The 15311-nt window shown below is 68.6% G+C and carries 13 protein-coding genes; 3 read left to right on the forward strand and 10 right to left on the reverse strand.

Features of this window, described 5'->3' with window-relative positions; genetic code table 11:
• Positions 1 to 2: 2 nt before the first annotated feature.
• Positions 3 to 1601, forward strand: a complete 1599-nt coding sequence (locus tag LGY53_RS15950) for an MFS transporter (protein ID WP_225727453.1) — start codon at positions 3 to 5, stop codon at positions 1599 to 1601.
• Between the two features lie 204 nt (positions 1602 to 1805).
• Here LGY53_RS15950 and LGY53_RS15955 read toward each other — a convergent pair whose 3' ends face one another.
• Positions 1806 to 2582 (reverse strand): maleylpyruvate isomerase family mycothiol-dependent enzyme, encoded by a 777-nt coding sequence (locus LGY53_RS15955; RefSeq protein ID WP_225727454.1) that lies wholly within the window; start codon positions 2580 to 2582, stop codon positions 1806 to 1808.
• Positions 2583 to 2725: 143 nt separating this feature from the next.
• Between LGY53_RS15955 and secG the strand changes: the two genes are divergently transcribed.
• On the forward strand, positions 2726 to 2959 hold the full coding sequence (gene secG, locus LGY53_RS15960; RefSeq protein WP_167475929.1) for a preprotein translocase subunit SecG: 234 nt from the start codon (positions 2726 to 2728) through the stop codon (positions 2957 to 2959).
• A gap of 75 nt (positions 2960 to 3034) precedes the next feature.
• Here the strand turns inward: secG and LGY53_RS15965 are convergent, their stop codons facing one another.
• Positions 3035 to 3883: an SDR family NAD(P)-dependent oxidoreductase gene (locus LGY53_RS15965; protein ID WP_225727455.1), complete on the reverse strand. Its 849-nt coding sequence runs from the start codon at positions 3881 to 3883 to the stop codon at positions 3035 to 3037.
• Between the two features lie 53 nt (positions 3884 to 3936).
• Between LGY53_RS15965 and LGY53_RS15970 the strand changes: the two genes are divergently transcribed.
• Positions 3937 to 4917: an alpha/beta fold hydrolase gene (locus LGY53_RS15970; protein ID WP_225727456.1), complete on the forward strand. Its 981-nt coding sequence runs from the start codon at positions 3937 to 3939 to the stop codon at positions 4915 to 4917.
• 3 nt (positions 4918 to 4920) lie between these two features.
• Here LGY53_RS15970 and LGY53_RS15975 read toward each other — a convergent pair whose 3' ends face one another.
• The 8 genes from LGY53_RS15975 to tkt form a co-directional block, all read right to left on the reverse strand.
• On the reverse strand, positions 4921 to 5625 hold the full coding sequence (locus tag LGY53_RS15975; protein WP_225727457.1) for a tetratricopeptide repeat protein: 705 nt from the start codon (positions 5623 to 5625) through the stop codon (positions 4921 to 4923).
• A 105-nt stretch (positions 5626 to 5730) separates the two neighbouring features.
• Complete coding sequence (locus LGY53_RS15980) at positions 5731 to 6210, reverse strand: SRPBCC domain-containing protein (RefSeq protein ID WP_225727458.1); 480 nt, start codon at positions 6208 to 6210, stop codon at positions 5731 to 5733.
• Positions 6211 to 6351: 141 nt separating this feature from the next.
• Positions 6352 to 8598 (reverse strand): thiamine pyrophosphate-dependent enzyme, encoded by a 2247-nt coding sequence (locus LGY53_RS15985; protein WP_225727459.1) that lies wholly within the window; start codon positions 8596 to 8598, stop codon positions 6352 to 6354.
• A 132-nt stretch (positions 8599 to 8730) separates the two neighbouring features.
• The gene (gene pgl, locus LGY53_RS15990; RefSeq protein ID WP_225727460.1) at positions 8731 to 9456 is read right to left on the reverse strand and encodes a 6-phosphogluconolactonase; all 726 of its coding nucleotides are present in this window, start codon (positions 9454 to 9456) and stop codon (positions 8731 to 8733) included.
• Entirely contained in the window at positions 9449 to 10357 is a 909-nt protein-coding gene (gene opcA, locus LGY53_RS15995; protein WP_225727461.1) for a glucose-6-phosphate dehydrogenase assembly protein OpcA, read from the reverse strand. The genes pgl and opcA overlap by 8 nt, the downstream gene beginning before the upstream one ends.
• Positions 10354 to 11904, reverse strand: a complete 1551-nt coding sequence (gene zwf / locus LGY53_RS16000) for a glucose-6-phosphate dehydrogenase (protein ID WP_225727462.1) — start codon at positions 11902 to 11904, stop codon at positions 10354 to 10356. The genes opcA and zwf overlap by 4 nt, the downstream gene beginning before the upstream one ends.
• Positions 11905 to 11909: 5 nt before the next feature.
• The gene (tal, locus tag LGY53_RS16005; protein WP_225727463.1) at positions 11910 to 13034 is read right to left on the reverse strand and encodes a transaldolase; all 1125 of its coding nucleotides are present in this window, start codon (positions 13032 to 13034) and stop codon (positions 11910 to 11912) included.
• A gap of 5 nt (positions 13035 to 13039) precedes the next feature.
• A complete protein-coding gene (tkt, locus tag LGY53_RS16010; RefSeq protein WP_225727464.1) occupies positions 13040 to 15181 on the reverse strand; it encodes a transketolase in 2142 nt (713 codons plus the stop codon).
• Between the last annotated feature and the right edge of the window lie 130 nt (positions 15182 to 15311).

Genomic DNA, 15311 nt, shown 5'->3' on the forward strand with positions numbered 1-15311 from the left:
TAATGAGCACCGTGACCGCATCGACCCCGACCATTTCCACCTGGGCGCCGATGCGGTCGCGAATCTACCGGGCGCTGTGGATCGCGCAACTGGTCTCGAACCTCGGCACCTGGATGCAGACGGTCGGCGCGCAATGGATCCTGGTGGACGAACCGAACGCCGCCGCGCTGGTTTCCTTCGTGCAAACCGCGCTCACCCTGCCGGTCATGATGCTGGCGATACCGTCCGGCGTGATCGCCGACCTGGTCGACCGGCGCAGGCTGCTGCTGAGCGCGCAGTCGACGATGGCAGTGCTCGCCGCGGTGCTGGCGGTATTCACCGCGACCGGGCACACCACCCCGGCCGTACTGCTGACACTGCTCTTCCTGCTCGGCTGCGGTCAGGCGCTCACCGCACCGGCTTGGCAGGCGATCCAACCGGAACTGGTTGCGCGCGAACAGATTCCGGCGGCATCCGCGCTCGGCAGCATGAATTTCAATATCGGCCGCGCGGTGGGGCCCGCACTGGCCGGTGTGCTGGTCTCGCTGTTCGGGCCGACGCTGGTGTTCATCTTGAACGCGATCTCGTTCGGCGGCATCGTCGCGGTGCTGGCGATCTGGCGCCGCCCGCCGAAGAAACGCAAACTGCCCAGCGAGCGGCCGCTGGCCGCGGTGCAGGCGGGCACCCGATTCGTCCGCTCGGCGCCGGCGATCAGGAAGGTGCTGTATCGCACGATCCTGTTCGTCGGCCCGGGTAGCGCGGTGTGGGCGCTGCTGCCGGTGATCGCCCGCGACCAGCTCGGCCTCACCTCGTCGGGTTACGGTCTGATGCTCGGCGCGCTCGGTGTCGGCGCGGTGTGCGGCGCGCTGTCGCTGTCCCGGATTCGAGTGCTGCTCACCCCGACCCAGCGGCTCGCCGCCGCGGCGGTGATCTTCGGCGTCGCCAGCGCGGGCGTCGCCGTCGTACCCAATCTGCCGGTGGTGCTGGCGCTGCTGGTCGGCGCCGGACTGGCCTGGATGCTGTCCATGTCGACGCTGAATTCGACGGTGCAGCTCTTGCTGCCCGCGTGGGTGCGTGCGCGCGGGTTGTCGGTGTATCTGCTGGTGTTCATGGCGGGTCAGGCGGTCGGATCGCTGATCTGGGGTCTGGTGGCGGGTGCGTTCGGTCCGGTGCGCGCGCTGCTCGCCGCCGCGGTGCTGCTGGGGGGCTGCGCGGTGAGCACGCTGTGGCTGAAGATCCGGCACAACGCCGAGGAGGTCGATCTGACGCCGACGCCGTTCTGGCCGGATCCGGAACTCGCCGTCGAACCGGATCCGTCCGACGGCCCGGTGCTGGTGATGCGCCGCTACGACGTGCCGGAGGACCGCATCGACGATTTCCTCGCCGCGATGGCCTACGTCGGCCGATCCATGCAGCGGACGGGTGCGATGGAGTGGCGGCTGTACCGCGATGTCGGCGAAATCGACCGGTACGTGGAGGCTTTCGTGGTGCGATCGTGGGCCGAGCATATGCATCAGCATCAGGTGCGGCTCACCGCACAGGATCAGGCGCACGAGCAGGCGGTGGCGGAATTCGCGACGGGCGAGGCACAGACACACCTCGTCGCTGTGCAGCCGCACTAGGCGTCGGCATTCGCTCGGCCGTGCGCAAACTGAGCGCGGCCTCGCCGTCGGCGTCCATAAGGCCTTCATTCGGCCGCGCGCGGGCCGGGGCGGCCTCGCCGACAGCGCCTTTCCGGCGTACCTCAGCGTTCGTTCCGGCCGTGCGCGATCTGAGGCGGCTTCGCCGATAACGCCTGTAGGCGGGGCGGCGCACAGGAGCGGCGACTAGGCCGGTAGGAACCGCCGGTTGAATCCCAGTGCGAGCCAAGGCTTTCGGCCCCAGGCCAGCACCTTGCCGGTCAGCGCCGGTTTCCACGGTGCGAGCCTGCCGTAGTTCAACAGCAGCAGCGTGACCGGTTCGGCGCTGATGTGCACGTCGACCGGTCCCGGCTCGCCGATGGTCACCTGTCCGGCGGTGAATCGGAAGAAGTAGCGGTTGAGGCCGCGCAGTCGCAGTTCGTAGCCGGCGGTGTGGTCGCTGGACCGCGCCGGATCCACCCAGCCGGGTATCACCTGGGTGAGTCCGTCCATGACGATCGGTACATGCGCCGGATCGATCGGCCACGGCCTGCCGAGCGTGGCCGCGATGTCGTGGCCGTGCACGATGAACTCCGCCAGCAGCGTTCCGCGCGCCCGGTCGGCCCTGATGCGCTGATCGCCGTCGAACATCATCGTCAGGCCGGGCCCGCCCGCGGCAACGGTTTCCAGGAAGTCGTCGGTGTCGGCGATGAGCCGCGCCGCCAGCTTCTCCGGATCGCGGGTCGGCAGCGTGCGGATCTGTTCGGCATTGAAGGCGGGCAATTCGGCCGCGCGGGCGGGCCATTCGCCGCGGCCGAGCGCCAGCTCGCGGTAGCGCGACGGTTCCATCGCGACGTGACCGAGTACGTCGCCGATCGACCAGCCCGGTGTGGCCGCCACCGATCGGTTCTGATCCGGGGCCGTGGCCGCCAGCTCGGCGAAGCGGCGGGCCATCGTCCGAACGGCATCGGCGACTGGATCCATCTCACGCACTCCTCGTATGTGGTTGTCGAGCACCACGGTACCGGCCGGGCGGTTCGCGCCGCTGGAGCTGGTAAAACGGCGGGTGAGCGCGCGTAAGCGTGCCTGATTCGGTGTGATTCGGACGACCGCATAGACTGATCGGCATGCGGATGTTCCTGGATATCCTCCTGATCATCACCAGCGTGCTGCTGGTGCTGCTGGTGCTGCTGCACCGCGCCAAGGGTGGAGGTCTGTCCAGCCTGTTCGGCGGCGGCGTCCAGTCCAGCCTGTCGGGTTCGACGGTGGTGGAGAAGAACCTCGACCGGATCACCATCTTCACCGGGCTGATCTGGCTCATCTGCATTCTCGGCATCGGGTTGGAAATCAAGTTCTCCTGACCGATGCGGCCGGGTGCGCCCGGCGCAGCGTGATCTTCGCGGCCGGGCCCGGCGTGGTCCGGCCGCTTTGCGCTGTCATTCGGTGCGCGGCACCCGGCCGTCGATATCGGTGAAGCCGTAATGTTCGGCGAGATCGGCCACCGGCCACGGTGATCCGGTTCGCACCCGGCGCTCCGGATCGGCGGCCAGTGCCACCACGGCGCGGCCGGCGAAGCGCGGGGTTTCGGCCTCGTCGAGGTCGAAGGTGCCCTCGCCGGGCAGGGTGATGCGGCGGCGACCGCTGGCGTCGGCCGGAACCAGTTGCAGCAGTTCGGTATTCACGATGCCGGGCCAGATGGATACCACGGTGACCCCGGTATCGGCCAGATCATGCGCCAGATCGGCGGTGAGGCGGTCGAGTGCGGTCTTGGCGACACCGTATACGGCGTTGTGCAGATAGCGCCGCGAACCCGGCGAGGACACGTTGACGATCAGGCCGTCCGCGGCCAGCAGCAGCGGTGCGGCGAAATGACTTGCCACGTAATGGGATCGGACGCCGATATCGAAGGTCTCGTCCCAGGCGTGCGGCGGCACCGCCCAGAACGGCCTGCCGAGCCAGCGGGCGCTCGCGGGGGAGTCGTAGACGTTGTTGACCAGAATGTCCAAGCGGCCGTTGGTATCCCGGATCTGTTCGAACAGGTCGCGCACCGCGTCGTCGTCGCGATGATCGCAGACTACGGGCACGCCCAACCCGCCCGCCTCGTCGATGGCGGCCGCGGTCTCGCCGACCGATCCGGGCAGTTTTCCCGGTGTGGCGGACCGGCCCGTGACGTAGACCGTCGCGCCCGCCGCGCCGAGTTCCAGCGCGATACCCTTCCCGATACCGCGGCTGCCGCCGGTGACGACCGCGACGCGGTCGGATAGCTTGCCAGGTGTTGCGTCCATGACCTCGGTACACTACCGACCATTAGAAACGTGTTCTAGTTATGGAGTTGGTCGTGCAGGTAGCCCATCGGTTCGTGACCACCAACGATATTCGCCTGCACGTGGCCGAACAGGGCACCGGTGACCCGGTTATTTTCTGCCACGGGTTCCCGCACACCTGGTTCATCTGGCACCGCCAGCTGGCGGCCGTGGCGGCGGCCGGATATCGGGCCATCGCGCCGGATCTGCGCGGCTACGGCCGCACCGAGTCGCCCGCGGATCCGGCGGCGTACACGAACCGCGCGGTGATCGGCGATCTGCTCGGCCTGCTCGACGAGATCGGTTCCGAGCGAGCGGTTTTCGTCGGACTCGATTTCGGCGCGGCCCTGGTGTGGGAGTTGGCGCTGCGTGCGCCGGAGCGGGTGCGCGCGGTGATGGTGCTGAACAATCCGTACGCGCCGCGGCCGCCGCGCCGCCCGAGCGAACTGTGGGCCAAGGCCGCGCGGCGACATTTCCTGCACCTGGACTATTTTCAGCGGCCCGGCGTCGCCGATGCCGAGCTCGACGCGCACCCAAGGGATTTCCTTGCTCGCGTCTACTACGCGCTGAGCGCGGAGTACAACTACTTCGACGTCTGGCGGTATCCGGCCGAGAACCACGGCTACCTCGACGTGCTGCCGCAGGCGCCCGCGCTGCCGTGGCCGTGGCTCGACAAGGACGAATTCGATACGCTGGCAGCGGATTTCGTCCGCACCGGCTTCACCGGCGGGCTCAACTGGTACCGCTGCCTGGACCGCAACTGGGAGCTCACCGCCGAGCTGCCGACCACGGTCATCGTGCCCGCGTTCTTCCTGTACGGTGCGAAGGATCTGGATATGGCCGGGTTCAGCGGCCGGGATCCGTTGGCCACCATGCGTTCCCACGTGCCCGACCTGCGCGCCGTCACCGAGGTGTCCGGTGCGGGACATCTGGTCCAACTGGAACGCGCCGACCAGGTGAACGCGCTGCTCACCGCCCATCTCGGCGCCCTGCGGCGGGAGGCCGCGCGGAGGTAGGCGTCAACCGGTGGACGGCAACCCGTCGCCGCGCAGATCGCGCACCAGGCCGAGAAATTTCTGATGTAGCTCCCGGTACTGGGTCGAATCCACCGCGCCCGCCTCGAATATGGCCTCGGCCTCATCCAATTTGCCCAGCCGGAGCAGGCATTCACCGCTGGAGAAGTAGGCGGCCTCACCGTCGGGGTGAATTTGTAGGGAGTGCTCGAAATCGTCCAGGGCCGAACGGTAGTCGCCGATGTTCATATAGCTGAAGCCGCGGTTGTCGATGGCCTCGTAGAAGAGCGGGAAAAGGTCGGCGGCCCTGGTGTATTCCTCGATGGCCTCGCGGTGCCGCTGCTGATCGTTCAGCGCGCCGCCCGCCGCGAAATGCGAATTGGCTCTGGCGACAACGGTTTCCAGGTTCTGCCCGGTCTCCGCGAGATAGCGGCGGAAGTCCACCCGTTTGAGGTACTCGTGGAACCCGACCAGATCCGCCGGGGCCACCGCACAGGTGCCGAGCACCTCCCACGCGCCGCGAAAGGCCGTGGCGCGCAACGGCGCATGGTAGGCCAGCACCTCGAGCCCGGCCACCACGTCCGGGGTCGGTCGTTCACTGGTGGAGCGATACATCAGGCAGTGCAGCAGCTCACCGCCATCCGGCCACACATCCACCACGAGCACCTTCACCACGGCCCACTCGCCCGAATCCTCGCGTTTGACCAGCACGTCGCCAACCTGCAAAGCCGCCTCCACCTGTCCATCGGCCGAACCGATCCACACTACACGCTGTGAAAGACTCACCGCCCGTACGCAGTTCGGGCGGGGTGCCGATCAGTGGTACTCGTCGGTCAGCTTCGGATAATCCGACCAGCGCGGCAGCTGCTCACCCTGGAGATAGGCGGTGAGCCGGTCGAGGATGTACTGCCAGCGCGGCCCCATCGCGGCCGCGGCGGCGGGCGAGAGATGACGGCGGACGAGTTCCACCGTCGTGACGACGCCGACCTGGTTGAACGCGAGCTCGACAAGGCCGCCGTCCACATGCAACACCAGTTCGTACGGCGCGCGGCAGTGGTCGATCCGGATGGCCAGCGCCCCCGGCACCGGTCCGTCCGACGGCTCGATGGTCAGATTTCCGCCGCCACCGGTGACGGCGCCGAGCCAGCGCGACAACTGGTTTCGATCCGTGCAGGCCGACCACACCTCGAGCACCGGCAACCGGAACGACCGCAGGTAGTGCAGTAACACCAGAGCTCCATCCGGTGTGTGCCGGTGCTCCGGCCGCACCTCGCCGAGCATGGACATCCCCGTCATGACCATCCCCTTCCGCCGCAGGTCACCGCTGCCTCTACTGTATTCGGCCGGGTGCGGGCCGACTCAGATTCGCCCGAACCTGCGCTGCTGTACCGAATCGGGCGAATCGGTACCCGGATCGGGCGCGGTGTGCTGCGCGGGTCAGCGGTCGGCGAGGAGTTTGTCGGCTGCGGCCTCGATTGTGGTCTCGTCGAGCAGGACGGTATCGGCGGCCGGTCCGAGCGGGATGAAGCTGTCCTCGCTGGTGGCGCGGGCGATTCGGCCGTCGAATCCGGCGTCGAGGAGGGCGGCGCAGACGGATTCGGAGACGCCGCCGCTGTACCGGGTTTCGTCGGCGATCAGCACCCGGCCGGTGGCATTGGCGTGCCGCAGCAGATCGTCGGTGGGCAGCGGGGTGAGCCAGCGCAGGTCGAGCACCCGGGCGTGGACGCCGCGTTCGGCGAGCCGGGCCGCGACGCGCAGGCTCATCGGGACGCCGTTGGCGAAGCTGACGATGGTGAGATCGGCGCCGTCGCCGTAGCAGCGGGCCCGCCCGATGGGCACATGCTCGCCGGAAGGCGTTGCCAGCCAGCCGTTGTCGCCGGGGCTGTACAAATCGCGGGTGTGGTATAGCGCGATCGGCTCCAGGAAGACGCAGACGCGCCCGTCCACCCTGGCCGCGGAGACGCAGGTGCGCAGCAGGGCGGCGGCATCGTCGGCGCGTGATGGGGATGCCACCACCAGCCCGGGGATATCCCGCAGCGCCGCAACGGAATTGTCGTTGTGGAAGTGGCCGCCGAAACCCTTCTGATACGCGTAGCCGGCGATCCGGACCACCATCGGGTTGCGATAGTGGCCGTGCGAGAAGAACTGCAGGGTCGCCGCCTCGCCGCGCAGTTGGTCGGCGGCATTGTGCAGGTAGGCGAGGTATTGGATCTCCGGCACCGGCACGAATCCGGTGAGCGCCGTACCCAGTGCGGTGCCGAGGACGCTCTGTTCGTCGAGCAGGGTGTCGAAGACGCGGCGCGCGCCGAACAGTTTGCGCAGGCCCTTCGTGACGCCGTAGACGCCGCCTTTACGGCCGACGTCCTCGCCGAATACCAGCACGTCGCGGTCGCGCACCATGATGTCGGCGAGGGTGCCGTTGATCGCCTGCGCGAGCGTCAGCGGATCGCCCTGTGCCGCTGCCTGATTCGGCGCGGAAGCGGCATCCGTCGCGGGGGCGGCGCTGCCCGATGCCGTGGTGCCGGAAGTGGTTTCGACGGCGGTCCACGACCCGCGCAGCACATCCTCGCGCACCGCGTCCGGATGCGCGGGAGCCAGCGGTGCCATGACGGCCGCCGCGGAGGTCAATTTGGGTTCCCGCCAGACCACTTCGGCCATGAACGCGACCCGGCCGCCGATTTCGTCGTACCGGTCGATCACCTCGTCGGGCCGGGCGACGCCGGATTCGGCGAGCAGGCGTCCGGTCGCCAGTACGGGATCGTGCACCAGATCGGCCGCGATATCGGCGGGGCGGCGGTAGGCGGCCTCCATATCCGAACCCGCGTGGCCCATCAGCCGGATGGTGCGCAACCGCAGAAACGCGGGTTTGCGCTGCTCACGCACCCAGTCGGCGGCCTGCCGCGAAACCGTCAGCGCCGCAAGGGGATCGCAGCCGTCGGCGGTGAAATAGCGTAGTCCCGGCCTGCTGCCGTACGCGTATTCGATCCAGTCCGGCGGCGTCGGCACGCTGATGCCGATCCCGTTGTCCTCGCAGACGAACAGCAGCGGTAGCGGAACTCCTTGGTGGGCCGTGTGAATCGCGGCGTTGATGGCGCCGACCGCGGTCGAATGATTCGCCGACGCGTCACCGAAACTGCACAGCACCACCGCATCCGACGGCCACTCCGACGGAACACCCAGGCGCTGTGCGCGTTCGATGCCGAAGGCCAGCCCGACCGCGCGCGGCAGATGGGAGGCGATGGTGGAGGTCATCGGGATGATCGAGGCCGGTTTGCTGCCGAAAACCTTGTGCCTGCCACCGGATATCGGGTCGGCGGCCGCCGCGACGACGCCGAGCAGCACGTCCCGGATCGGGTCGAGCCCGCCGACCCGGCGGCAGCGCTGCACGAAGAACGCGCCCGAACGATAGTGCAGCAGTGCGGGATCGGTGGTGCGCAGCGCCATCGCCAGCGCGGCATTGCCCTCGTGACCGGACGAACCGATGCTGTAGTACCCGCGCTTGGCGCTGCCGAGGCGGCGCGCGGCCAAGTCGAGATGCCTACTGGTGGCCTGGGATTCGAACAGCTCCAGGCATTGTGCTCCGGTGATGCCCGGCGCGATCTCCTCGGTCGGCGGCCGGTGCGGCCGGGGTGTCAGCGCGGAGATCTCCGCCCGGAACCGTTCGTCGAGATCAACGTCCGTCATCGCGCCCTCACGGCCAGGAGCCTACGGCTCGAACAACCTGTCGCACAGCATTTTCCGGAATATTGTCGATCACGGTGCGCGATCGGCGTAGATCTTGCGCGAAGCAGGCCCGGAAAGCCGAACCCTGCCGACTCAGCTCAGCCGGGCCGCCGCGGCCTTGTCCAGCAGCCAGGTGGTCGATTCCGAACCGATCGCGCCCGCGGCCGGGACGTCGACCGGATCGGCTCCGCCCATCGCCGCCGCGACGGCCTCCGCCTTCCCGGCTCCGCCGACCACCAGCACCACATGCCGGGCCCGCCGCACCGCGGGCAGCGTCAGCGTCACCCGCACCGGCGGCGGCTTCGGCGAATCGCTCACCGCGACAACGAGTTCGTGCTCCTCGCGGACCGCGGCGGTGTGCGGGAACAGCGAATTCACATGTCCCTCACCGCCCATGCCGAGCAGATGCAGATCGAAGGCGCCGTACTCGGCCAGGTGAGCGTGTACGGCGGCGCCGTACTCCGCGGCCGCCTCGACCGGATCCGGATACTCGCCGTCCGAGGTGGACACCGGATGCACCCGGGCCGGATTCACCGGAACGTGGTCCAGCAGCGCCTGCCGGGCCTGCAGGTCGTTGCGCTCGGGATCGCCCGCGGGCACGAACCTTTCGTCGCCCCAGAAGACGTCGAGCCGCGACCAGTCGATGGCGCCCGGCTCCCGGCGCACCAGCTCCAGCAGCGCGATCCCGGTGCCGCCGCCGGTCAGCACCACCGACGCCGAGCCGCGCGCCCGCTGTGCGGCCACGATCACGTCCACGAACCGCGCCGCGGCCGCCGCCACCAGTCCGTCGGTATCGCTCAGCACTTCGTACTCACTCATAGGTGACCTTCTCGATTCCGGCGAGCGCCTCGGCGTAGATCTCGTCGGCGTCCAACCGGCGCAGCTCCTCGGCCAGGCACTCGTTGGTTTCCCTGCGCGCCAACGCGATTCGCTGATCCGGATCCCCGGTCCTGGTCAGCGTCGCGGTGCGCCCGGTCTGCGGGCGTTCGATCGCGATCGAGGCCGACGGGCGGTGCACCTCCACCCGCAGCGCGCCCGTGCGCCGCATCACCGGACAGTCCAGCCGGGCGGCGAACCAGCCCGCCAGCATGTCCAGCGCCGGTTCGTCGCGCAACCCGGACACCGTCACCGAGCTGACCGGCTCGTACGGCGGTTCGTCCATGGCGGCGGCGAGCAGGGCCCGCCAGTAGGTGATCCGGCTCCAGGCCAGATCCGTGTCGCCGGTGGCGTATGAGGCGCGCCGCCGCTTGATGGCGGACAGCGGATCCGGCGCGAAGGTGGCGTCGGTGATGCGGCGGGTCGCCAGGCGGCCCACCGAATCCTTGGACGGGAACTCCGGCGCGCCCCGCGGCCACCAGGCCACCACCGGGGTGTCGGGCAGCAGGAACGGGATCACCACGCTGCTCTCGTGACTCACCAGCTCACCCTGCAGCCGCAGCACTATCACCTCGGCCGCGCCCGCGTCGCCGCCGACCCGGATCTGCGCGTCGAGCCGGGTCTGCGCCTCGCGGTCGCCACGCGCCAAAACGACCACCCGGCAAGGGTGTTCGCGGCTGGCGTCGTTGGCGGCGTCGATGGCGTCCTCGGCCTCGGAGCTGTCCAGCGTGCACACCACCAGGGTGAGCACCCGGCCCATGGTGATGACGCCATTGCTTTCCCGCAGCTGCACAAGGCGTTTCGTGACGTCGCCGGTCGTCGTGTCCGGCATGTCGATGATCACGGCCGCCGCCATTCCCGCCCGGTGCGGGCGAGCATCTCGTCGGCCGACGCGGGACCCCAGGTGCCCGCCTCGTACTGCTCCGGTTTGCCGTTGGCGGCCCAGTGCTCGAGCACCGGATCCAGGATGCGCCAGGACAATTCGACCTCCGCGTTCACCGGGAACAGCGACGGCACCCCGAGCAGCACATCGAGGATCAGGCGCTCGTATGCCTCGGGGGAGGATTCGGTGAATGCCTCGCCGTAGCTGAAATCCATATTGACGTCGCGCACTTCCATGCCGGAACCGGGCACCTTGGAGCCGAAGCGCATGGTGATGCCCTCATCCGGCTGCACCCGGATCACCAGCGCGTTCTGCCCCAGCTCCTCGGTCATGGTCTGGTCGAACGGCAGATGCGGGGCGCGCTTGAACACCACGGCGATTTCGGTCACCCGGCGGCCCAAGCGTTTTCCGGTGCGCAGATAGAACGGGACGCCGGCCCAGCGCCGGGTGTCCACCTCGAGCGTGATCGCGGCGTACGTCTCGGTCTTCGACTGCGGGTCGAAACCCTCCTCGTCGAGCAGGCCGACCACGTGCTCGCCACCCTGCCAGCCCTCCGCGTACTGTCCGCGCGCGGTGGTCTCATCAAGGGGCTCAACAAGTTTGGTGGCCGAGAGCACCTTGATCTTCTCCAGCTGCAGCTGGGTCGGCTGGAAGCTGATCGGCTCCTCCATGGCGGTGAGCGCGAGCAGCTGCAGCAGATGATTCTGGATCACGTCGCGGGCGGCGCCGATGCCGTCGTAATACCCTGCGCGCCCGCCCAATCCGATGTCCTCGGCCATGGTGATCTGGACGTGGTCGACGAAGTTGGCGTTCCAGATCGGGTCGAACAGCTGGTTCGCGAAGCGCAGCGCCAGGACGTTCTGCACCGTCTCCTTGCCGAGGTAGTGGTCGATCCGGAAGACCGTCTCCTCCGGAAAGACCCGGTTGACAAGGGCGTTGAGCTCCTGGGCGCTTTCCAGATCGTGCCCGAACGGCTTCTCGATCACCACCCGCCGCCACGGATTGCGGCCGTTGACCGCCTCCGGTTTGGCCAGCCCGTGCTGGGACAGCTGGTCGAGCACCACCGGGAACATATTCGGCGGAATCGACAGGTAGAAGGCGTGATTGCCGCCGGTGCCGCGGTCCTTGTCCAGCTTGGCCAGCGTATCGGCGAGCCGGGTGAATGCGTCGTTGTCGTCGAAGGTGCCCTGTACGAAGCGAATTCCCTCGGCGAGGTGGTCCCAGACCTCCTGCCGGAACGGGGTGCGCGCATGCGCCTTCACCGCGTCGAGCACCACCTGCGCGAAATCCTCGTCCGCATAGTCGCGCCGGGCGAAGCCGACCAGCGCGAAGCCCGGGGGCAGCAGCCCCCGGTTCGCCAGGTCGTAGATGGCCGGCATCAGCTTCTTGCGGGAGAGGTCGCCGGTGACGCCGAAGATCACCATGCTGCACGGGCCCGCGATGCGGGGGAGCCGCTTGTCCCGCTCGTCGCGCAGCGGGTTCTGCCAGATTTGTGTCCTGCCGGCCATCTGGGTCAGTTGCTTCCGGCCAATTCAGCGGTGGTCGCGGAAAGCAGCTCGCCCCAAGACTTTTCGAACTTGTCGACGCCCTCGCGCTCCAGCACGTCGAAGACGTCGGCCAGATCGATGCCGACGGCGGTGAGCCGGTCGAAGACCTCCTGCGCGGCGGCCGCGGTGCCGGACATGGTGTCGCCGCGGATCTCGCCGTGGTCGGCCACCGCCTCGATCGTCTTCTCCGGCAACGTGTTCACGGTGTTCGGGGCGGTCAGCTCGGTGACGTACATGGTGTCCGGGTAGTCCGGATTCTTAACGCCGGTCGAAGCCCACAGTGCCCGTTGCCGATTCGCGCCGGACGAGGCGAGGACGGCGTAGGTGGAGGTGTGCGCGCCGCCGTCGAATACGTCCTGGTATTCGGCGTATGCCAAGCGCGCGTTGGCGATTCCGGCCTTGCCGCGCAGCTCCAGCGCCTCCGGCGTGCCGATGGCCTCCAGCCGCTTATCGATTTCGGTATCCACCCGGGATACGAAGAACGATGCGACGGAATGGATCCGGGCCAGATCGTGCCCGGCGGCCTTGGCATTGCGCAGCCCGTCCAGGTAGGCGCCCATCACCGAGCGGTAGCGCTGCACCGAGAAGATCAGCGTGACGTTCACGCTGATGCCCTCGGCGATCACCTTGGTGATCGCGGGCAGACCCGCCTCGGTGGCCGGAATCTTGATGAACAGGTTCGGCCGGTCGACCGTCTTCCACAGGTCGATGGCCTGCGCGACGGTCTTTTCGGTGTCGAAGGCCAGCCGCGGGTCCACCTCGATGGACACCCGGCCGTCGACACCGCCCGACGCCTCGTACACCCCGGCCAGCACATCGCAGGCCGAGCGGACATCGTCGGTGGTGATGGTGCGGATCGCGGCGTCGGCGTCCGCGCCCTGGGCGGCGAGCTCCTTCACCTGCGCGTCGTAGGCGTGGCCCTTGCTGAGCGCGCCCTGGAAGATGGTCGGGTTGGTGGTGACTCCGACGACGCTGCGGGTTTCGATCAGCTCGGCCAGATTCCCGGACTGGATCCGGTCCCTGGACAGGTCGTCGAGCCAGACGGATACGCCGGCCGCGGAGAGGGCGGCGAGATTCTCGTTCTGTGCCATGGGTTCTATCCCTTCACGTTCTCGATCGTGCGCTGCGCGGCAGCCACGACGGCGTCGGCGGTGATACCGAATTCGCGGAACAGGGTCTTGTAGTCGGCGGACGCGCCGAAGTGCTCGATCGACACGATCTCGCCCCGGTCACCGGTGAAGCGGTGCCACGGCATCGCGATACCGGCCTCGACGGCCACGCGAGCGGCGATGCCGGGCGGCAGCACTTCGTCACGGTAAGCCTTGTCCTGTGCGTCGAACCACTCGATGCACGGCATCGAGACGACCCGGGTCGCGATGCCCTGCTCCTCCAGCGTAGTGCGGGCGGCGACGGCAAGCTGCAGCTCCGAACCGGTCGCGATCAGGATCACCCGCGGGGTGCCGGTGGAGGCCTCGGCCAAGATGTAGCCGCCCTTCGAAACGCCCTCGAAGCTGGTGCCCGCCAGCACCGGGACGTCCTGGCGGGTGAGCGCGAGCGCCGACGGGCCGTCCTGATGCGGCGGCTCGGAAACCGAGAAGTGCGAGCGATGTTCGCTGCTGTCGCGTTCCAGGATGGTCCGCCAGGCGAAGGCGGTCTCGTTGGCATCGCCCGGACGGACCACGTTCAGGCCCGGGATGGCACGCAGCGCGGCCAGGTGCTCGATCGGCTGATGGGTCGGGCCGTCCTCGCCGAGACCGATGGAGTCGTGCGTCCAGACGTACACCGACGGCACCCGCATGAGCGCGGCCAACCGCACCGCCGGGCGCATGTAGTCGCTGAACACCAGGAAGGTGCCGCCGTACGGACGGGTCGGGCCGTGCAGCGCGATGCCGTTCAGGATGGCGCCCATCGCGTGTTCGCGGACGCCGAAGTGCAGGGTGCGGCCGTACGGGTCGGCCTTCCACATACCGGTCGAGATGGCCTCGGGGCCGAAGCTCGGCTCGCCCGGCATCGTGGTGTTGTTGGATTCGGCCAGGTCGGCCGAGCCGCCCCACAGTTCGGGCAGCACCGAGGCCAGCGACGCAAGCACCTTGCCGGAGGCCTTGCGGGTGGAGACGCCCTTCGGATCCTCCTCGTACGTCGGCAGATTCGCGGCCCAGCCCTCGGGCAGGCGCCGCTCCTGCAGCCGGTCGAACAGTGCCTTGCGCTCCGGATTCGCCTGTGCCCACGCGTCGAAACCGGTCTGCCACTGCTGATGCGCCGCCGCGCCGCGCTCGATTGCCTTGCGGGTGTGCGCGATCACGGCGTCGTCCACCTGGAAGGACTGTTCCGGATCGAAGCCGAGCACCTTCTTGGTGGCCGCGACCTCGTCCGCGCCCAGCGCCGCGCCGTGCGAGGCGCCGGTGTTCATCTTGTTCGGCGCCGGGTAGCCGATCACGGTGCGCAGCACGATGATCGACGGCCTGCGCAGCTCCGCCTTGGCCGCCGCGATGGCGGTCTCGATGGCGGTGACGTCCTCGCCGCCCTCCACGGTCTGCACATGCCAGCCGTACGCCCGGTACCGCGCGGCGACATCCTCGGTGAACGCGATGGTGGTGTCGTCCTCGATGGAGATCCGGTTGTCGTCGTAGATCACCACCAGATTGCCCAGCTGCTGGGTGCCCGCCAGCGAGGACGCCTCGGAGGTGACGCCCTCCTCCATATCGCCGTCGGAGGCGACGACGAAGATGTGGTGGTCGAACGGGCTGTTGCCCGGGGCGGCATCCGGATCGAAGAGGCCGCGCTCGCGGCGCGCCGCCATCGCCATGCCGACCGCGGAGGCCAGACCCTGACCCAGTGGGCCCGTGGTGATCTCGACGCCGTCGGTGTGCCGGAACTCCGGATGACCCGGGGTGAGCGAACCCCACTTGCGCAGGTTCTTCAGATCGTCCAGCTCCAGGCCGAATCCGGCCAGGTACAGCTGGATGTACTGGGTGAGGCTGGAATGTCCGCAGGACAGCACGAACCGGTCGCGGCCGACCCAGCTCGGATCGCGCGGGTCGAGCCGAAGCACGCGCTGGTAGAGGGTGTAGGCCAGCGGCGCGAGGCTCATCGCGGTGCCCGGATGGCCGTTACCGGCGGCCTGCACCGCGTCGGCGGCGAGCACCCGCACCGTGTCGACGGCCTTGGTGTCCAGATCCGTCCAGTCGTCCGGGTAGTTCGGCTGAGTGAGGGCGCGGATGGCGTCTGTGACTGACACGACCGAGGTTCTCCTGACATTGGTTTCGTCGACGGACTCGCGTACTCGCGGCGTACTCATTCCACCCTAGATGTGCCGCGTGAGCATGATGTCGGGAACCCGGCTTACGGCGGCGCCGTGTCGGGCGATC

The sequence above is a fragment of the Nocardia sp. JCM 34519.1 genome, from assembly GCF_020361265.1.
GTDB classification, from domain to species: Bacteria; Actinomycetota; Actinomycetes; order Mycobacteriales; family Mycobacteriaceae; genus Nocardia; species Nocardia arthritidis_A.